Origin of the sequence: Variovorax sp. AB1(2024), assembly GCF_037482385.2 — a bacterium.
GTDB lineage: Bacteria > Pseudomonadota > Gammaproteobacteria > Burkholderiales > Burkholderiaceae_C > Variovorax.
The window spans coordinates 330,349-348,839 of the sequence record NZ_JBBHKP020000002.1; the positions used below are offsets into that span (position 1 = coordinate 330,349).

The window sequence follows — 18,491 nt, forward strand, 5'->3', positions numbered from 1 at the left end:
CGTTTTCGTCAGCGCGCTGCGACATAGGTGCCCGGTGCATCGCACAGGGGCGGCAGGCCCTGCCTCGGCGCTCCCATGCCGGGCGGACGCCGCCGAGGCCCCGAGTGCGAAACCAGCCACTGCTGGAAGGCCGGCCACCATGAGCCGTCGATTTCCTTCGACACCCGAAGGAAATCGTCGGGCGAAACATAGGCACCGTTCCTCCTTCGATGCAGCATTCGATGGCTGCGCTGCGCGTGTCCGGGCTCGCTCAGAATGCCCGCGTTGTGTCCGCCCGAAGTCAGGACGAAGCTCGCGTCCGCATCGCACAGCAGGTTGAACTTGTAGACCGAGCGCCACGGCGCCACGTGGTCGGTGCGGGTGCCGAGCAGGAAGACCGGCACGTCGATGTCGTTCAGCGACACCGGCTTTCCGTCGACGAGGTAGTGGCCTTCGGCCAGCGAGTTCTCCAGGAAGAGGCCGCGCAGGTAGTCGGCGTGCATGCGGTAGGGCATGCGCGTGCCGTCGGCGTTCCATGCCATCAGGTCGGTCATCGGAACGCGCTCCCCCAGCAAATAGTTGCGCACCATGGGCGCCCAGAGCAGGTCGCCGGAGCGCAGCGCCTGGAACGCGGCCGCCATCTGCGCCGAACTCAGGAAACCTTGGCGCGACATGACGTCCTCTAGGAACGCGAGTTGGCTCTCGTCGATGAACAGGCCGATCTCCCCGGGTTCGGTGAAATCGGTCTGGGCGGCCAGCAGCGTGAGCGAGGCGAGGCGGTCGCTGCGGTCGCGGGCCATTGCCGCCGCGGCAATGGCCATCAGCGTGCCGCCCAGGCAATAACCGAGCGCGTGCACCCGGCGCCGGGGCAGCACGGCTTCGATGGCGTCGAGACTGGCGCGGATGCCGAGCCGGAGATAGTCGGCCATGCCGAGTTGTGCATCCGACGCGTCGGGGTTCTTCCAGGAGACCGCGAACACCGTGTGGCCGTGGTCGACCAGGTAGCGGATCAGCGAGTTGCGCGGAGAAAGGTCGAGCACGTAGTACTTCATGATCCACGCACTCACGACGAGCACCGGCTCGGCGTGCACCGTCGCTGTCGCAGGCGCGTACTGGATGAGCTCGATGAGTTCGTTGCGCAGGATGACCTTGCCGGGCGTGACCGCGACCTCATGACCGGGCCTGAACGCCTCCGCGCCTGCCGGTGGTTGCCCGAGGGCGCCGCGCCAGAAGTCTTCCAGCCAGTGGGCGGTGCCGGCGAGCAGGTTCGCGCCGCCCGTGGCGGCGGTTCGTTGCAGCACCTGAGGATTGGTCGCGGCGATGTTGGCGGGCGACATCATCTCCAGCCACTGCCGCACGGCGAAGGCCACCAGCTGCTCATGGTGCCGGTCCACGCCCGGCACACCGCGGACCAGGTCGAGCAGGCGGCGTCCTGTGGTTTCGAAGGCTTCGCGGTACGTGCCGAAGGGCCATGGCGTCCAGTCCTCGGCGCCGAGCCGCGGATCGTGCGCGGGCGGCTGCCCGGCGGGAGCGGGCCGGGGCCAGAGGACCCCGGAGCTTCGCCCGGGCTGCGTCGCGAAATGGATGGCCCAGTCGGACCACGCCAGCAGCAGCGCCGCCGGCGACATGCTGCCGATGAGTCCGGCCCAGGCCGCATGGAGGGCCCGGTCGAGTTCGTTGTGGTCCTGGATCACTGGTGTCCTTGGGAAATTCGCCACGCATGGTCTGCGGGCATCCGCGCCGAGTCTGCGGGGCGCACACGCCAATTGCCTTGACCGGCGTCAATGCGCCGCCGGCAGCTGCCCCCTACGCTGTGCCGAACGCCCCCTAGGCCACCCACCGGAGCCGCCCATGCCAACCAGAGTCGTCGATTTTTCCGCCCGGTCCGAAGTCATTCGGGCCGAACCTTTCAACGCGCATTTCTGGGCCTGCACGCCCGCCGAGTTCCGCGCCTACCTGGGACGGCCGCGCGAATTCCTGCGCAGGCTCGGCATCGTGGTGCCACGCGAGTGCCGCATCGAGACGACGATCGAGAACCACGGCTGGCTCGAAGACGAGGCCCCCGATTTCGAGAACGACAGCGCGAGCAGGAACGACACGGTCATCTGCAACCTCGGCTGCGGCGGCGCCAACCGCTCCGTGTACCGCGTCGTGAGCTACGCGCGAGACGAAGCCGCGACAGGCAATGTCAAGAAGTCGTTGCTCCATGGCGCCGGCCGCCAGCAGGTCGCGGACGAAGTGCATGCGTCCGACGGAAAGAAAAAGGACAAGAAGGCAAAGAGAGCGAAGAAGGCGAAGGATCGCCGCAAGGACGATCACGAATGAGGGCGGCCTCGCTTCTTCAGGTCCGATGCCGCGCCTCGGCCGCCGTCTGGCATGCAGTGCAGCGAACGGCGGTGGGCTGCGCGAGCAATCGCGCGCGCGGAATTTCCACGCCGCAGTGCTCGCAGATGCCGTAGCGTCCGTCCTCCATGCGCGCGAGCGCCTGCTCGATTTCTTCGAGCCTGGTGTAGTCGACCTCCACCTCGGCCATGTACACGTCGGCGGCACGCTCCGCTTCGGCCTCGTCGGCATGTGTCTTCACTTCGTGCGCGTCCTCGGCGGAAATGAGGTGCGCCGAAGGCGCCGATGCACGGAGTTCTTCGAGCACCTGCTCCTTCAGCAGGTCGAGTTGCTGGCGAATCGCGAGGCGATCGCTTGCGTCCAGATGTCTCATGGTGTGTCCTTGCGAAAAAGTGAATAGAAGACCGCCGAGATTCCGCTCGGGCCGGGTCAGGGGCGCCCGCGCGATGCCGGCATGCGCACCGCCAGGTAAGCGAGGCGCCGGTCGCGCAGCACCAGCAGCGCGACCATGCCCCCGGCAGGCTGCTGCGACAGGCCTTGCCTGAAATCCTCCAGGCGATGGAGCTTCACGGTATTCAGCGCGACGATCACGTCGCCCCCGCGAATCCCTCCGCTGCGTGCAATACCGTCCGCCTCCCTCACGATCAGGCCGCTGTCGATGCGCAGCTGCAGCCGCTGCGCAGGCGAGAGATCACCCAGGCTCAGGCCCAATCCGTCGTTCCATTCAGGGGCCGCGCTCGTGAGAGATGTCTCCGGCGTCCCGGGCTGCGCCGCCAGGGACACCTGGAGCAGGCGGCTCTTGCCGTTGCGCCACACCTCCAGCTGCATGCGGCTGCCCGGCTTGCGTTGCGCGATCTGCTGCGGCAGATCGATGACATGCGCCAGAGGCTTGCCGTCGAACTCCAGCACTGCATCTCCCTGCGCGAGGCCGGACGCGTCCGCGGGGCTGCCTTTCTCGACCCGCACCACCAGCGCGCCGGTGGTCGCAGGCAGGCCGAAGGACTGGGCCAGCGCTGGCGTCACCTCCTGGAACTCGGCGCCCAGATAGGCACGCCGGACCACGCCATGCGCGCGCAACTGCTGCGCAACCTGCATCGCCAGGTTGATCGGCACCGCGAAGGACAGGCCCATGTAGCCGCCGCTGCCGCTGTAGATCAGCGAGTTGATGCCGACCACTTCGCCACGGCTGTTGAGCAGAGGGCTGCCCGAGCTGCCCGGATTGATGGCGACATCGGTCTGGATGAAGGGAATCTCGCCTGCGCCGCCCATGACGCGTTCCACGGCGCTGACGACACCGGCCGTGACGCTGCCGTGGAACCCGAAGGGCGAGCTGATCGCGGCGACCCAGTCGCCAGCGGCCAGCGACGCGGAGTCACCGATCACGGCCACGGGCAACGCGTGCGCATCGATCTTCAGGAGCCCGACGTCGGTGCGCTTGTCGACGCCGACCACCTTTGCCGTGAAGCGGCGCCCGTCATCCAGCTGGACCTGTGCTTCGTCGATGTTCGCGACCACGTGGGCGCTCGTGAGAATCAGCCCGTCGCTGCCGATGATCAGGCCCGAGGCGAGGTCGCGGATCTGGCTGATCCGGGCGCTCGTCGGCAGCGGCCAGGCCAGGCGATCGGCGAAGTCGCGCTCCGGCGCGATTTCGAGTTCGATGTCTTGCGAGTTTTCGTCGCGCCCGACGCGCAGCGTGCTGATGTCGACTACCCACGCCCTGCGACTGGCCACGAGGGACGCGAAATCGAGAACGGCCGGCGCGGTGGCAGGGCCTGCCGCTGTCGCGGTCGACGCATGGGGCTGCGCCACCGTCGGCCCGCTCGTGCAGGCACTCAGGAAACAGCCGCAGGCCAGCAGGGCCGCCGTGCGGATGGCGCCGGGCGAGCGCATGCGTCAGACCGCCTGGGGCGACAAGGTGGCGGGGCGCACCACGGCGCGCGAATCCTCCGCGCTCTGCACCGCGGTGCCGAATGCCTGCAGCCGGGCGGCACAACTGCCGTCGTCGACCTCGTGCATGGTGAATGCGGTACTCAGGATGGGCGCGCGGCCGAGCCGCTTGCCGACTTCCGCCACGGCGTTGGGGCCGCCGCGTCCGCCCATGACGGAGATCAGTGCCACGTCGGGCAGGCGGGCACCCTTGCGGTCCACGAACGTGCGCATCGGGCCGGCCAGCCGGAGGCCCCAGATCGGCGAGATCAGCACCACGGCCTTGTAGTCGCCGGGCGGCGGCCCGTCGTAGCGGATGGCGGGCATCCGCCGGAAGAACGAGTCGATCAGGCAGCGCCAGTTGCCGAGTGCGCCGCTTCTCGGGTGCAGGTCGTGGATCTCTGCCATCTCCCAGCCCTGCTGGCTGCAAAGAAGCTGGGCAAGACGGCGGCAGGTGCCGGTGTAGGAATAGACGATCACAAGGACGTTGTTCATGCTGGCCTCTGCTGCTGCATTCATGGAGAGCAATTTAGGCCTCGCGGCCCGTGGCCGGCTTGATGTGGCGCAAGGCGGTGCGAAGGGGTCGCGGCGACCATCCGGCCATCGGGAATGTCCCCGTCGAAAGAACCGTCATGAAGATTCCGCCTGCCTTCGATGGTGGCGACCACGCGAAGCGCGGGCCGGCCGGCCGCGCCGCCGCAATCGTCTTGGGCATGCTCGCGCTGCTCGGGCCCCATGTCGCATGGTCGCAAGACCAGGCGTGCGCGCAGCGGACCCAGCCGTCGTCGCAGGGCGTGGACTTCGCCGCCGCGGCGGCTCGCCAGGCACCGGCCGTCGTCGGCGTGAGCGTGATCGGGCAGCGCGACGACTGGCCGACCGTCGACACCTCGGCGCGCGTGTCGGCACCGTTCGATCAGGCCCCGGGCCGTGGCCTGGCCTCGGGGTTCATCTTCAGCCGCGACGGTTATGTCCTCACCAGTTCGCATGCCGTGCTCGGCGCCCAGCAGGTCGTCGTGTCCACGGCCGACAGGCATCGCTTCGACGCCGTGATCGTCGGGCTCGACCGGCGCACCGATGTCGCGCTGCTCAAGATACCGGGCGGCAACCTCCCGACGGTGGCCGTTGACCGGACAGGCAAGCTCTGCCCGGGCGAATGGGTCGCCGCCATGGGCGCGCCCTTCGGATTCGAGCGCAGCGTGACGGCGGGCGTGGTCAGCGCGAATCCGCGCTACATGCCGGGCGGCGGCGGCGTGCCGCTCATACAGACGGACGTCGCGCTCAACCCGGGCAATTCGGGCGGTCCGCTGTTCGACGAACGAGGCGAGGTCGTGGGAATGAACTCGATGATCTACGCCGTTGGCGGCAGCTACATCGGCCTGTCGTTCAGCCTCCCGATCGATACGGTCATGCGCATCGCCGAAGAACTTCGCGCGACGGGGAAGGTCACGCGGGGACAGATCGGTGCCAGGACGCAGCCGCTGACGGACGAACTCGCCCCGGCCTTCGGCCTGGCGGCGGCGACAGGGGCCCTGATCGTGCGTGTCGATGCGGCAAGCCCGGCGGAGATCGCGGGCCTTCGCAGCGGGGATGTGATCCTTTCCGTCGACGCGGCGCAGCCGATGTCCTATGAAGACATCCAGAACCGCGTGTCCTCGGCCCGTCCCGGCAGCCGGCTGGCATTGAACGTCTGGCGCCACAGATCCGCGTTGCCGGTGCAGGTGGCGGTGGCCCAGGGCGTGGCGGACGCCGTGCCGCAGGTCGCGCGGCGAACCGACATGCACGAGGTCCGGTTCGGCCTCGAACTCGCGGAGCGCAAGGGTCCGCCGGGCGTCGGGTTGCTCGACCCCGGGCTCTACGTCAAGTCCGTCACGGGCTCGGCGCAGCGGGCGGGACTGAGGTTCGGCGACATGGTGCTCGCGGTCAACGACGTGAGCGTCTCGGGACAGGCCGAGTTCGATGCGGCGATCAAATCCATCGGCGACGACGAGACCGTCGCATTGCTCATCATGCGAGGCAACGCCAGAGCCTTCGTGCCCATCGCGCCGCGCAGGTCGGGCGCAGTGTCGGCGGCGCGCCGGCTGGATGCCGCCGGGCCTGCATCGGCCAACTGACAACCGGCGATGAAATCGATCAGCCACGGCGTCCTGATCTTCAATGGCGACGCGCAACTGCTGCTCTGCCACGCCACCGGCAGCCCGTACTGGGACATTCCCAAGGGCGGCGGCACGCTGACGGAAACCGGCCGGCAGACGGCTGTGCGGGAGACCTTCGAGGAATGCGGCCTGCGACTGGCACCCGAAGACCTCCTGCCGCTGGGATGCTTCGCCTATCGAGCGGGGAAGGACCTGCAGCTCTACGCGGTCCTGACGAGCAACTTCGACGCGCATGCGTGCACATGCGCCAGCCAGTTCGTCGACCGCCGCGGCCGGCCGCAGCCGGAGATGGATGCCTACCGGTGGGCGGGGTTCGACGAATTGCCGCAATGGTGCGCGAAGAGCCTGGTCGCCGTGCTGACGCGAGCACTTTCGCTGAAGGCGATCCTGGCGCAACTGCAGGCGCTGAAACAGCGGCACACCGATGTTGATCCCGCGCAAGGTCACCAGGACTTCATCGCACAAGAATGAAGGCACGGACCGCCGCCCGCGCGGCGGAGTAGATCCGCTTTTTTTCCTCTCAATGCGAGAACGACAATGCCCTCACATCGCCGCACCTTTCTTTTGACCCTTGTCGCAACCGGTGGACTGATGTCAGTGACCGAGGCCTTCTCCCAGGCCGCGCTCGATGAAAAGGATCCGCAGGCCGTGGCCCTCGGCTACGTCGCCGACACGACGAAGGCCGATGCCAGGAAGTACCCGAAGCACGACAACACGCAGGTCTGCAACGGCTGCGCGCTGTGGCAGTCCAAACCCACCGACGCCATGGGCAACTGCGCGCTGTTCGCGGGCAAGCCGGTCCACGCGAAAGGCTGGTGCAGCGCCTGGTCCAGGAAAGCCTGATTCAGGGTGGACCGGCGACGCCTCAATCATGCGTCACGAAGGGCGGACGACACCAGGTCGGCCAGGAAGCTGCCCGCGCTGGCCATGGAGGACTTCAAGAGGCGCGCGAAGGTGGACATGAACTTCATTCCCTACGCGAGCGCCTCGAAGATCGCGGTGGATGTCATGGGCGGCCACCTCGACGTGGGCGTCTCCGGGCTGCCCGCGCTGCTGGAGCACATCAAGGGCAACCGGCTCTCCGGCGTCGGCGTGCTGAGCAAGGCCCGCGACCTGGGCAACAAGGACCTGCCGTCCGCAGGCGAAACGCCCGAGCTCAAAGGCGCTGATTTCTTCTTCTGGACCGGTCTCTTCGCGCCGAAGGGGACGCCTGCCCCCATCGTCAACAAACTCAACCTCGCCTTCGCCGAGGTGCTGAAGGAACAGAAGGTCAAGTCACGCTTCGCGGAACTGGGCGTCAAGATTTCCGATCCGGCGAATCCGCAGGCGTTCGGCGCATTCGTCGCGCAAAGCAGTGCGCAATTCGAACAGCTCGTCAAGCAGAGCAACGCGCCCCGGAACTAGCGCAGCTCGCGCGTGCAGGCATCGAGGCCCCGGACTGGCCTCCGGCTTCGGATCCAGGAGACGTCGCATCACCGGCGCAGAGCCAGCGGCAGATGGTGTCGCCGCCGAACCGCAAGGGCGTGCGCTCATGCAGGAAGCCACAGGCAACATCACCTTGCGCGTCCAACGGCACACCAGCGGCACATAACAGGGCGACGCGTTCCGATTCCGTGGTCCCGAAGGGAATTCGCACAGTGATGTCGGGCAGGCGGAAGTGACGTGCCATGGTTTTCCTCGTGTACGTGCTCATGGGTCATGCCGGTCTCGTGCCCCGCAATGCGATGAATTCGGGGCACTTCAGGAAGGCCGATTTCATCGCCCACGCGATCGAACGCGCTTGATCTGGATCAACGGTGTGCAGGCTGGCCGCACGGATACTGATCGTTCAAACTGCAATTCATCTTTGGAAGTCATGGCGCATCTCGTATGGAAGACCGAACTCGACACAGGAATCCGCGAGATCGATACCCAGCACCAACGCATCGTCCAGTACATCAATGCGCTGGGCGATGCGAAGCTGACGGACGATCAAAGGGCCGTCGGCAAGATCATCGACGAGGCGATTGACTACACCGCGTCGCACTTCGCCTTCGAGGAAGCCATGATCGAAGACGCCGGCTACTCGTTCGTGGGCCCGCACAGGAAGGTGCATGAGATCTTCGTGCGCCGCGTGGTCGAGTTTCGGACCCGTTTCGAGCGTGGCGAGGATGTGCTGGCCGAGCTCCACGACATGCTTTCGCGCTGGCTTTTCAACCACATTCGTCACGAGGACGGTGCCTATGTCCCTGCCGTGAAAGCGCATCTGGAGGTCACCGGGTCGACGGCTGAAAGGATCGTCAAGGCGCAGGCAAGCAAGGAACTGGCGCAGGGAAGGGCTGGCGGCCAGATCAAGCAGGGTTGGTTGAAGAGATTGTTCGCCGGGTAACCATGCTGACGGACATCGTCGTGCATGTGCGATGTCCCCGAACCGTCTGCTTCATGGAAATCGGCAATCTCGCGCGCGCGGCCGGCCGAACCGTTTCGCTCAGGCTAACTTTTCATCCCTTACGTTGATTGATGGCATTGCGCCGGGCCGGCACGATCGTGTTCAGGGACAGAAAGCTGCGCGCTGTCGACGGCTTTTTCCGAACCTCAACGATCTTGAAAGGAAGAGCAATGACCACCGAAGTCGAAGTTTTTCGCAACATCCGATATGCACGGGCCGAGCGTTTCGAGCAACCCGAGGCCCTGGCCTGGGATGGCAAGCATCACACCGAGCGCGGCCCGATCTGTCCGCAGGCGCCTTCTCGCCTGGAGGTCGTGCAAGGACCGTTGGCACCCATGGACGTCGACGAGCACTGCCAGGTGCTGTCGGTGTTCACGCCGGGCACCGTGGGCCGGCGCCCGGTGATGGTGTTCATCCATGGCGGTGGCTTCGTCACCGGCGGCGGCGAGTTGCCATGGCACGACGGGGACAAGCTGGCGGCAGAGCAGGACGTCGTCGTGGTGTCGGTGACCTACCGTCTCGGAGTGTTCGGTTACCTGCAGTTTCCGTCGAGCACCGGACCCAGCCCTGCGATGGCCGACCAAGTCGCGGCGCTGCAATGGGTCAAGACGCATATTTCGCGGTTCGGTGGCGATCCGGACAACGTGACGGTGTTCGGACAGTCGGCTGGCGGGTTCTCGATCGTGGCAATGCTTGCTTGGGGCCACGGAGGCACCTTGTTTCAGCGTGCCATCCTGCACAGTGGAGCCAACGGTGCCGCCCGCACGCGGGACGAGGCAGACAGGGTATCGTCGATGTTTATCGACGAACTTGGACAGGATCCTCGCGTCGCGAGCGTCGACGACCTCATTGCCGCTCAGAGTCGACTCGCCAAAAGCCTGAATCAACTGATTGTCTGGGCCCCTGTCTCACCCGACACTCCGTCGGGATCTGCCGTCGACACCATCGCTGGATGGTGCAAGGATGACGCGCTGCCCTTTGTTCTCCTGAACAACCACGTCGCTGCAACACCCGGTACGCAAGTGCGCTACGCCGCCGAGACGGCACGGATGAATGTGCTCTTTGAAGGTGGGGCCCGCAGCCTGGTTCAAGAGGTGGCTGCGAAGGGCTGCAATGCCTACCTGTTTCGATTCGATTGGCAATCACCGGATACCGGATTCGGTGCCTGCCATTGCATCGATCTGCCATTCCTGCTCGGCAGCGCGCAAGCGTGGTCGGCGGCGCCGGAACTTGGCAAGGCCCGCTGGGCGGACATAGAGCAGCTCGGCATGGAGATGCGCCGGATCTGGGCGGACTTTGCCCGCGGCTCGACGCAAGGTTGGCAAGCCGGATCGGTGAGGCATCTGCCCTGAGCGATTGTGCGAGCCGCCGAGTGCGTACGCAGCGAATCATTCTTGGCCTTCGACAGTCAAAGACAACTCGAATCGCTACGATGCACCATTCACTTCCGGGCCCAGCATGCAACCTCGCATTGATGAAGAAATCACCTTCCGCAAGCTCGAAACGCTGATCGCGTTCATGGAAACGGGCAACCTGGCGCGCGCCGCCGAGCGGCTGGACGTGAGCCCCGTGAGCGTGCATCGCGCGCTGCACTCGCTCGAGTCGGGGGTGCGCTGCGCGCTGTTCCGGCACGAGGGCCGCAACCTGCATCCGACCGAGGCAGCGCAAACGCTGGCCGAGGTGGCACGCGAGGTGCTGCAGACGCTGGCGCAGGGCGTACGAGCCACGCGGGAGATCGCAGGCTATTCGGCCGACCGTATCCGCATCGGGTCGCTCTATTCGCTCACCATCCGCACGGTGCCGACGGTGCTCATCCACATGAAGGTGCGCAAGCCGGCGCTGGAGACCGAGCTCGTACTCGGCTCCAATGCCGACCTGCTGCAGAAGCTGCGCGACGGCGCCATTGACGCGGCCCTGATGGCGCTCCCCGAAGACGAGGCCGACCTGGTGTCGGAGCCGCTGTTCGATGACGAAATCCATTTCGCCGCACCCGTGGGCTCGCGCTATGCGCGACACAAGCGTGTGGACCTGAGCACCTGCGCCGACGAGAACTTCGTCAGCCTGAAGGAAGGTTTTGCCACATACAACGGCTTTGTGGAAGCGTTCCGCGTAGCCGGGTTCACGCCCAACGTGGTGATGCAGACCGGCGACATCTTCTCGCTGATGAATCTGGTGAGCGGCGGCATCGGCTGCACGCTGCTGCCGGGGCGCGTACGAGACGTGTTCTCGAAGAACGTGCAGCTGATTCCCGTACAGCCCAAGTACCTGATGCGCCAAACCCTGGGCGTCAGCTTCCTGCGCACGCGAGAACGTGACCCGAACCTGCTTGCGCTGCTGGCGGTGTGCCGCGGCGCGAAGGCCGAGCTGTCCTGAGGCCCATGCGCAGGCTGGATCCTGTACGCCCTGATGGCTGGCTGTGCGAACGTGCTTCGTGTTCGCGTTCGTCCTGATGTTTGCCGGCGTGGTCGTCCCGCTGGACCAACGGGGGCGCCTGGCCCGCCGTTGCTAGGTGCGTGACTGCGCGCGCACCAGCCAGTCTCGCGCCCCTTGCAGGGTCTTGAAATCGTCGAGGCTGCGCGCGTCGACGCCCGCATACGCGCCGGAGACCATCTCGCTGAGTGCGCGGCCCGGGCCGAGTTCGAAGAAGGCCGTGGCGCCGGCTTCGACGCAGGCTTCCAGGCAGGACGCCCACTGCACCGTCCGGGAAATCTGCAGGGCCAGCTTCTGCGTGCCTTGCGCGGCGCTCAGCACCACTTCGCCGTCGATGCCGCTGAACAAGCGCGCGCCCGACAGGGGAGCGCGTGCGATGGTGGCGCCGGCCAGGGTGTTCCGGAAGGAGGTCGTGGCATCGCCCATGAGGAAGGTGTGCGAGGCCACCTTCACCTCGACCGGCACGACCCTCGTCGCGCCCTGCGCCAGCGCCTGCGGCGCGATGTCCGCGAGCGCGTCGCGCATGCCGCCCAGCACCCAAGCGTCGCCGGGGTTGACGATGGCGACGGCGGCTTCACGGTGTGCGCACAGCTGGTCGATGCCGGCCCGTTCGAGGCCGCGCACGAACAGAAGGCCTTGCTCGCCCGGCCTGGCTCGTTGGGCGGCATCCATGGCCTCGGCGCGCGCGGCGACGAGGTCGAGCGTGTCCGTTGCTGTCGTCAAGCCTGCGATGTGCCATGCCGCCATCTCGCCCACGCTGTAGCCCGCGATGCAGCGGCGCGGCGCGAACGCGTCCGACAGCACGGCCCAGGCGCAGAGGGCCTGCAGCGTGCACAGCAACTGCGCCGAGCGGTTCTCGTGCAGTGCGTCGGTGGCGGCTTCGCGCACCCACGTGCGCGGGTCGTGTCCCAGCAGCCGGGTGGCGTGGGCGAAAAGCCCTTGCGCTTCGGCGGCGGGGCCCGTCAGCGAGAACATGCCGGCGTTCTGGCTGCCCTGCCCGGGGCACAGGATGGCGAGCGTCATGGCATGCCGCCCGGCCCATAGAGCCATGCGATGGTCACGGCCACGGTGAGCATGGCGGTCAGCGTGCTGGCGATCACGGTGGAGCCTGATTCCTCCGACTTCACGCCGGCGTTGGCGCCGAAGAGCACACCGAAGAAGCCCGAGGGCAGCGCCGCCATCAGCACCGCGATTCGCGTGATGTCCGCGGGTGCGCCCATGGCCTTGGCGATGCCCAGCGCCAGCAGCGGCTGGGCGACGGTGACCGTGACGGTCGCCAGCGTGGTGTTCCAGCTCAAGCGGAAACGTTGGGCCGAAAGGATCAACCCGGTCACGAACAGCGCCATGCCGCCCGCGGCCTGTCCGATCTGTCCCAGCGACGCAGCGGCGACAGGCGGCAGCTTCCATTGGAGCAGGGCGATCGCCGTGCCGGTGATCGGAGCGAGCACGATGGGTTTTACCAGCGCATGTCCCATGGCACGTGCAAACCGCACGGCCTTGGCGCCGGCTGTCGCCGTTTCGCCCGGCCGCGCTGCAGAGAGCTCCAGCAGCGCCAAGGTGACGGGCGAGGGCAGCAGCGAGCCCGCCGCGATGGCGACGGCCACGGGCACCGTGTGCGTCGGCCCCAGAAGCGCCACGACGATGGGCAGGCCCGCCGCCGCATAGTTCGGCAGCGCCACAGTGAGCGACTGCAGCGCAGCCTCGCTGGCGCTGCGCCGCATCAACCGGCGCTGCAGCCCGTACCACAGCGGGTAGACCAGCATCATGGCGCCCCCCAGGATGACGAGCAGCGGCCACTGTGAAAGCAGGGTGTCGCGCGGCGTGGCGGCGGTGGCGGCAAACAGCGAGGCGGGCAGCGCATAGGTCATGACGACGGTGTTGAGCTCGCCGACGTGCGTGTTGTTGATCACACCCCGTTTGCCGGCGGTGTAGCCCAGCAGAAGCACGAAGTAGATCGGCACCAGCGCGAGCAGGATGATCGCGATCACGGCGCGGGCTCGTGTTCGTGTTCGATCGCCATCGCGAACAGGCTCATCGCCAGCAGGTCGGCCGCGCCGCCCGGGCTCAGCCAGCGCGCCACGAAGGCGAGATGGATTTTCTCGGCGGCGCGACGCCAGCCGGGCCGCCCGACGCCGCCGGCGGCCAGGAAGGCGCGCGCGCTTCGCTGGGCGAAGCGCAGGCCGGCGGCTCCGCCGCGGTGCAGCAGGTTGGTGTCCTCCAGCTCGGCGATGAGCGCAAAGCATGCCTGCACCCTTGCGGCCTGTGCATCGCGCGGTGCCAGTTGCGCGGCATGGCGAAGGGCGGGCAGGCCGATGTCGTAGACGCTCGGAAAGCCCAGCGCGGCTTCCTGCCGGGCGCCGCCTGCGCCGTAGCGGCGCTTCACGGCTTCGCCGTGGCTGTCGCTCGGCCGCGGGCCGGCAAGAATGTCGGTGCCCCAGCGGCGCGAGACGGTGTCGCCCAGTGACTGCGAGGGGCCGCCCTCGATGCCGCGTCGCGCCTGCAGTCCGGCCGCGGCGCACAGCAGGCCGAGCCCGAAGATGGCGCCGCGATGGGTGTTCACGCCGCCGGTCGCCGCCGTCATGGCGCACTCGGCGCGCAGGCCGATCTTCCGCAGCACGGGCATGTCGGCGTCCTGCATGCCGGCCTCGGCCAGTTCCGCGAAGTAGGGCCGGAGTGCCGCCGCGCTGCGGTGGAAGGTGCCTGCGTCCATGTCCGTGTGGCTGCCAGAGTCGACGTGGCTGACCAGCCCCGGCTTCGGCCAGGTGCGCACCTCCAGCCGAAGGCTGCGCTCGGCCAGCGCACTCAGGTGTTCCGCGCAGGCGCGTGCTCGGTCGTGGCGAACCGAGGCCGATGCGATCCATGCCGGCGCTGCCGCGTTCATGCGACCGGCTCCAGGAACTGCGAGCGGGCGCACAGGAGCGGGTCGGTTGCCGTCTTGAGCAGCACTTCGGCGCTGCGCGAATGAAGTTCGCGCCAGTTGACGCCCGACCCGTCGGGCCGAAGCAGCTCGCCGTCCACCCGCATCGGCGCGGCGGCGTCGATGCCGGCCAAGGCCACCAGGAATTCCTCGGTGCGGTCGCTGGGGGGCAGCGTCCAGGTCAGGTCGATGTCCGAGCCCTGGCTCAGGTACTCCAGCCCGGTCAGCCATTGCCAGGCGAGGCTGCCGAACACGCGGGTCTGCACGCCGAAGTGTTCACCGACGGCCAGGAGCTGCCGCAGGGCGGGTTGCCAGGCCCGCGGCGCCGAGGCGACCACTTCGTGCAGCTGCGGCAAGCCCGAAACCGAGACGATGTGGTCGAGTTGCACCTGCAAGGCGATGCGCCGCTTGCCGGCCTTCGGGGGCAGCGGCAGGCCCACCGGCAACCATGACGCGCCGCCAGATTCTCCCGGCAGGCGACGCCGCACGACGAGCGGCCAACCACGGTGCGCCCAGCCTTCGAGCAGCGGCTCATCGGCCAGGTCCTGGCGCGAAGCCATCAGCGCGGCCCAGGCCGGCGGCGCGGCCCGCACCAGCTGGTGCCGCGGCAGGCACGAGTCAGAGGGCAGGGCGGGCAAGCTCATACACGCGCCTCGCAATGTCAGCGGCCTTCGGGCGGCCATGGCGTTCCTTGCCGAGCTGGTCTCGCAGGTCCGGCGCATGCGCTCCCTGCCGGGGCAGGGACTTGAGCACCTCGTCGATCTGCAGGTCGAGAGGGCGCTCGGGGTCCAGCACGGACGCCACCGCACCGGTCTGCATCAGGTTGTCCAGGCCGGGCGCGAACACCGGGGTGGACCTGGCCTTCTCCTGCAGCACCTCGATGGGCAGCTTGGTCACGCGCGACATGGACGGCAGGTCCATCACCATCGGCTCCGCCCCCGGCAACGCCACCAGCGTGCGGGTCGACAGCGCGGTGGCGATGAAGGCCCCCGCGGCCGTGTGGCCGTAGAGCAGGCCGACGGTTGCGTGGCCGCGCGCGTCCGCGAGGTTCAGGCACTTGGCAAGGTGCGCAAGGTATTCGCTGAGCCCCAGCATCTCGTCGCGCTTGCTCATGCGCTGGCTGTCGCTGTCGATCAGCACCAGGATCGGTGTCGTGCCCCCCGCTCTGAGCGTGTCCAGCACCTTGCGCGCGAGCCAGGCCGCCTCGTCGATGCCGATGGCCTTGCGGCCGTCGACACCTATGACGGCCATCTCCGTGCCGTCGGCGCGCGGGCCCTGGCCCGACAGCAGGCCGTCCTCGATCACCACCTGGTGGCCCTTCGGAAAGAGCGAAGCAAGAATTTCAGCGAGCGTCATGGCGAGGCGCCTCCAGTCGTTGGGCCAGGGCGACGAATGCCTCGAAGGGCATGCCGGGAATGGCGTCGGGGTGGTCGGCGCCCAGCGCCTGCCAGACGTCCAGTGCGTCGCGGCATTCGCCGAAGCGTTCGATGCGCCGCGCCAGGCGGGCCTGCTCGGCCTCGAGGGTGGCCTCGTCCGGTGTCGAAGTGCCGCGGACCAGGTCGACCGCCGCCGCGCGAAAGCTGGCCACGGTGTCGTCCACGAACCGCTCGGCACCGCCGATCAGCCGCCTGTGCTTGCCGCCCATGGTGCGCCACACCAGCGCGCGGTCCTTGGCGTCGAACTCTTCCACGCCGCGGTTGGTCTCGATGACTTCGGGGCCGGACACGCTGATGCGGCCCTGCTCGGAAACGGCCAGCGCCGAGCAGCACCCCGCGATCAGGCCGCCGCCGCCATAGCAGCCGGCGCGCCCGCCGATGAGGCCCACCACCGGCACGCCGGCCAGGCGCGCGTCCAGCAGGGCGCGGATGATTTCCGCGATCGCGAGTTCGCCCGCGTTGGCTTCCTGCAGCCGCACACCGCCGGTGTCGAACAGGATCAGCACCGGCACGGTGCCGATGTCGCGCGCGGCGCGCAGCAGGCCCGTGAGCTTGGCGCCATGCACCTCGCCGAAGGCACCGCCCATGAAGCGGCCCTCCTGCGCGGCCACCAGCACCGGTGCGCCGTCGAGTCGGCCGCGGCCCACGACCATGCCGTCGTCGAACTGCTGCGGCAGATCGAACAACGGCAGGTGCGGGCTGGTCTCGCGAAGTTCCGGGCCGATGAACTCCTCGAAGCTGCCGGCGTCGAGCAGGCCGTCCACGCGTTGGCGCGCGGACGCTTCGTACCAGCTGGCCGCAAGCCGCTGGTCGTCGTGGTGCACGAGGGCGTTCATGCGGGGTCTCCTTCCACGGCGCGCACCGCCTGTGCCAGCCGAAGCGCGACGGTGTCGGGACGGGCACCGCCATCGTTCACGGACAGCTTCAGCCCTCCCGGCGAACGGCGTTCGACGAAATCCTGGACCACGGCCTGCCAGACCTCGCCAAAGCCTTCGGCCGCGGTGCGGATGTCGACCTCGCATTCGCCGTCGGGCAGCAGCCGCTCCACCAGCACTTCCAGGTTGCCGGAGGCGACCACGCCCACGATGGCCTGGCGCATGGACCCCGCCGCGCGCTGGCGCGCCGCGTGCCGAAAATTGAGTTGTTCCATCGATGTGTTTCCTTACCAGTTTCTGAACTTGGAGGGGGGCGCATAAAGGCCGCCGGACCACTTCACAAGATCCTTGATGGAGCGCGCGGCCAGCATGCGGCGGTCGGCGTCCATCGGGTCGATGCCCAGGTCTTCCGGGCGGCGGATGACGCCGCGCTCGCGCAGGCGCTGGACCATCTTCGCGTCGCGCCGGCGGCCGATCTCGGTGTAGCCGGCCACGCCGCGGATGGCCTGTTCGCGCTCGTCGCGGTCGCGGCACAGCAGCAGGTTCGCGATGCCTTCCTCGGTCACGATGTGCGTCACGTCGTCGCTGTAGACCATCACCGGCGCCAGGTCCAGGTCGAGCTTCTCAGCCAGGCGCAGGGCGTCGAGGTGCTCCACGAAGAGCGGTACGTTCTTGTCGCCGAAGGTCTCGCCGATCTGCACCACCAGCTTGCGGCCGCGGCGCAGCGCGGGCGGGCTGTCGGGGTCGGCCTCCTTGCCGGCCTGCAGCCAGGGGGCGCTGGGGTGGCGCCGGCCGCGCGCATCGCTGCCCATGTTGGGCGCGCCGCCGAAGCCGGCCACGCGCTCGGTGGTCACCGTCGAGGAGTTGCCCTGCAGGTCGATCTGCAGCGTGGAGCCGATGAACATGTCGCAGGCATACAGGCCCGCGGTCTGGCAGAAGGCGCGGTTCGAGCGCAGCGAGCCGTCGGGGCCGGTGAAATAGATGTCGGGGCGCGCGCGGATGTAGTCGTCCATGCCGACCTCGGAGCCGAAGCTGTGGATCTGCTCGACCCAGCCCGATTCGATCGCCGGGATCATGGTCGGATGCGGGTTGAGCGCCCAGTGGCTGGCCACCTTGCCCTTCAGGCCCAGGCGCTCGCCGTAGGTCGGCAGCAGCAGCTCGATGGCCGCCGTGTTGAAGCCGATGCCGTGGTTCAGGCGCTTGACGCCGTAGGGTGCGTAGATGCCCTTGATCGCCAGCATGGCGGTGAGGATCTGCGTCTCGGTGATGGCGGCAGGGTCGCGGGTGAACAGCGGCTCCACGTAGAAGGGCTTGCCGCTCTCCACCACGAAGTGCACCCAGTCGGCCGGAATGTCGATGCGCGGCAGCTTGTCGACGATCTCGTTGACCTGCGCGATGACCACGCCGTCCTTGAAGGCGGTGGCCTCCACCACGGTGGGCGTGTCTTCGGTGTTGGGGCCGGTATAGAGGTTGCCCTCGCGGTCGGCGCTCACGGCGGCGATCAGCGCCACCTGCGGCGTGAGGTCGATGAAGTAGCGCGCGAACAGCTCCAGGTAGGTGTGCACCGCGCCGAGCTCGATCTTTCCGCCGAACAGCATCCTGGCGATGCGCTGCGACTGTGGGCCCGAATAGGCGTAGTCCAGCCGCTTGGCGATGCCGCGCTCGAACACGTCGAGGTGTTCGGGCAGCACCACGCCGGACTGCACCATGTGCAAGCCGTGGACCTTGGCGCTGTCGACGGCTGCCAGCGCGGCCGCCAGCAGCTCGGCCTGCTTCTGGTTGTCGCCTTCCAGGCAGACGCGGTCGCCCGGCTGCAGCACGGCCTCCAGCAGCGCCGTGGCGTCGCTGGCCGCGACGTGCTTGCCTTTGGCATAGGGCGCGCCGGCTTGCAGCCGCCCTTCTCGTGCGCGTTTCGCGGTGTCCCAGGTTGTCATTGGGGAGCCTTCCGTTCGCGCGGAATCGAAACTCTGGAGCTACCGGAGCCGAAAGTGTCGGCCGTGGCGG

20 protein-coding genes are annotated in these 18,491 nt (G+C 68.0%); 8 read left to right on the forward strand and 12 right to left on the reverse strand.

Annotation, left to right across the window (positions count from 1 at the left end):
* Positions 1-8 precede the first annotated feature (8 nt).
* Positions 9-1,673 carry a PHA/PHB synthase family protein gene (locus WIX39_RS28495; RefSeq protein ID WP_409196556.1) on the reverse strand — a complete coding sequence of 555 codons (1,665 nt, stop codon included), beginning with the start codon at positions 1,671-1,673 and terminating at the stop codon, positions 9-11.
* A 157-nt stretch (positions 1,674-1,830) separates the two neighbouring features.
* On the opposite strand from WIX39_RS28495, the gene WIX39_RS28500 reads away from it, so the two are divergent.
* Complete coding sequence (locus tag WIX39_RS28500; RefSeq protein WP_409196557.1) at positions 1,831-2,304, forward strand: hypothetical protein; 474 nt, start codon at positions 1,831-1,833, stop codon at positions 2,302-2,304.
* A 16-nt stretch (positions 2,305-2,320) separates the two neighbouring features.
* On the opposite strand, the gene WIX39_RS28505 is transcribed toward WIX39_RS28500, so the two are convergent.
* The 3 genes from WIX39_RS28505 to WIX39_RS28515 are packed head-to-tail and all read right to left on the reverse strand — an operon-like array spanning position 2,321 to position 4,743.
* A complete protein-coding gene (locus tag WIX39_RS28505; RefSeq protein WP_409196558.1) occupies positions 2,321-2,695 on the reverse strand; it encodes a TraR/DksA family transcriptional regulator in 375 nt (124 codons plus the stop codon).
* Between the two features lie 56 nt (positions 2,696-2,751).
* Positions 2,752-4,212: a trypsin-like peptidase domain-containing protein gene (locus WIX39_RS28510; RefSeq protein WP_409196559.1), complete on the reverse strand. Its 1,461-nt coding sequence runs from the start codon at positions 4,210-4,212 to the stop codon at positions 2,752-2,754.
* Between the two features lie 3 nt (positions 4,213-4,215).
* Positions 4,216-4,743 (reverse strand): flavodoxin family protein, encoded by a 528-nt coding sequence (locus tag WIX39_RS28515; RefSeq protein ID WP_409196560.1) that lies wholly within the window; start codon positions 4,741-4,743, stop codon positions 4,216-4,218.
* Between the two features lie 137 nt (positions 4,744-4,880).
* Between WIX39_RS28515 and WIX39_RS28520 the strand changes: the two genes are divergently transcribed.
* The 7 genes from WIX39_RS28520 (at position 4,881) to WIX39_RS28550 (ending at position 11,202) form a co-directional block, all read left to right on the forward strand.
* Entirely contained in the window at positions 4,881-6,359 is a 1,479-nt protein-coding gene (locus tag WIX39_RS28520; protein WP_409196561.1) for a trypsin-like peptidase domain-containing protein, read from the forward strand.
* A 9-nt stretch (positions 6,360-6,368) separates the two neighbouring features.
* Positions 6,369-6,872, forward strand: coding sequence for an NUDIX domain-containing protein (locus WIX39_RS28525; RefSeq protein ID WP_409196562.1), 504 nt, complete (start codon positions 6,369-6,371; stop codon positions 6,870-6,872).
* A gap of 120 nt (positions 6,873-6,992) precedes the next feature.
* Positions 6,993-7,244 (forward strand): high-potential iron-sulfur protein, encoded by a 252-nt coding sequence (locus tag WIX39_RS28530; protein ID WP_253819837.1) that lies wholly within the window; start codon positions 6,993-6,995, stop codon positions 7,242-7,244.
* A gap of 117 nt (positions 7,245-7,361) precedes the next feature.
* Positions 7,362-7,805 (forward strand): Bug family tripartite tricarboxylate transporter substrate binding protein, encoded by a 444-nt coding sequence (locus WIX39_RS28535; RefSeq protein ID WP_409196877.1) that lies wholly within the window; start codon positions 7,362-7,364, stop codon positions 7,803-7,805.
* A 376-nt stretch (positions 7,806-8,181) separates the two neighbouring features.
* The gene (locus WIX39_RS28540; protein WP_285411326.1) at positions 8,182-8,769 is read left to right on the forward strand and encodes a bacteriohemerythrin; all 588 of its coding nucleotides are present in this window, start codon (positions 8,182-8,184) and stop codon (positions 8,767-8,769) included.
* Positions 8,770-8,999: 230 nt separating this feature from the next.
* A complete protein-coding gene (locus tag WIX39_RS28545) occupies positions 9,000-10,181 on the forward strand; it encodes a carboxylesterase family protein (protein WP_409196563.1) in 1,182 nt (393 codons plus the stop codon).
* A gap of 106 nt (positions 10,182-10,287) precedes the next feature.
* Complete coding sequence (locus WIX39_RS28550) at positions 10,288-11,202, forward strand: LysR family transcriptional regulator (protein WP_285411324.1); 915 nt, start codon at positions 10,288-10,290, stop codon at positions 11,200-11,202.
* Between the two features lie 132 nt (positions 11,203-11,334).
* Here the strand turns inward: WIX39_RS28550 and WIX39_RS28555 are convergent, their stop codons facing one another.
* From WIX39_RS28555 to mdcA, 8 genes are read right to left on the reverse strand one after another with little or no spacing between them, the layout of a single operon-like run.
* Positions 11,335-12,282 (reverse strand): malonate decarboxylase subunit epsilon, encoded by a 948-nt coding sequence (locus WIX39_RS28555; protein WP_285411323.1) that lies wholly within the window; start codon positions 12,280-12,282, stop codon positions 11,335-11,337.
* Positions 12,279-13,247, reverse strand: a complete 969-nt coding sequence (locus WIX39_RS28560; protein WP_409196564.1) for an AEC family transporter — start codon at positions 13,245-13,247, stop codon at positions 12,279-12,281. Before WIX39_RS28560 ends, WIX39_RS28555 begins: the two co-directional genes overlap by 4 nt.
* Positions 13,244-14,140, reverse strand: a complete 897-nt coding sequence (mdcB, locus tag WIX39_RS28565; protein WP_409196565.1) for a triphosphoribosyl-dephospho-CoA synthase MdcB — start codon at positions 14,138-14,140, stop codon at positions 13,244-13,246. Before mdcB ends, WIX39_RS28560 begins: the two co-directional genes overlap by 4 nt.
* Positions 14,137-14,820, reverse strand: a complete 684-nt coding sequence (gene mdcG, locus WIX39_RS28570) for a malonate decarboxylase holo-[acyl-carrier-protein] synthase (RefSeq protein WP_409196566.1) — start codon at positions 14,818-14,820, stop codon at positions 14,137-14,139. Before mdcG ends, mdcB begins: the two co-directional genes overlap by 4 nt.
* Complete coding sequence (gene mdcE / locus WIX39_RS28575) at positions 14,795-15,532, reverse strand: biotin-independent malonate decarboxylase subunit gamma (RefSeq protein ID WP_409196567.1); 738 nt, start codon at positions 15,530-15,532, stop codon at positions 14,795-14,797. The genes mdcG and mdcE overlap by 26 nt, the downstream gene beginning before the upstream one ends.
* Positions 15,519-16,448, reverse strand: a complete 930-nt coding sequence (locus tag WIX39_RS28580; RefSeq protein WP_285411319.1) for a biotin-independent malonate decarboxylase subunit beta — start codon at positions 16,446-16,448, stop codon at positions 15,519-15,521. The genes mdcE and WIX39_RS28580 overlap by 14 nt, the downstream gene beginning before the upstream one ends.
* Positions 16,445-16,762 carry a malonate decarboxylase acyl carrier protein gene (gene mdcC, locus WIX39_RS28585; RefSeq protein WP_285411318.1) on the reverse strand — a complete coding sequence of 106 codons (318 nt, stop codon included), beginning with the start codon at positions 16,760-16,762 and terminating at the stop codon, positions 16,445-16,447. The genes WIX39_RS28580 and mdcC overlap by 4 nt, the downstream gene beginning before the upstream one ends.
* Before the next feature lie 12 nt (positions 16,763-16,774).
* Entirely contained in the window at positions 16,775-18,421 is a 1,647-nt protein-coding gene (mdcA, locus tag WIX39_RS28590) for a malonate decarboxylase subunit alpha (protein ID WP_285411317.1), read from the reverse strand.
* Positions 18,422-18,491 lie beyond the last annotated feature (70 nt).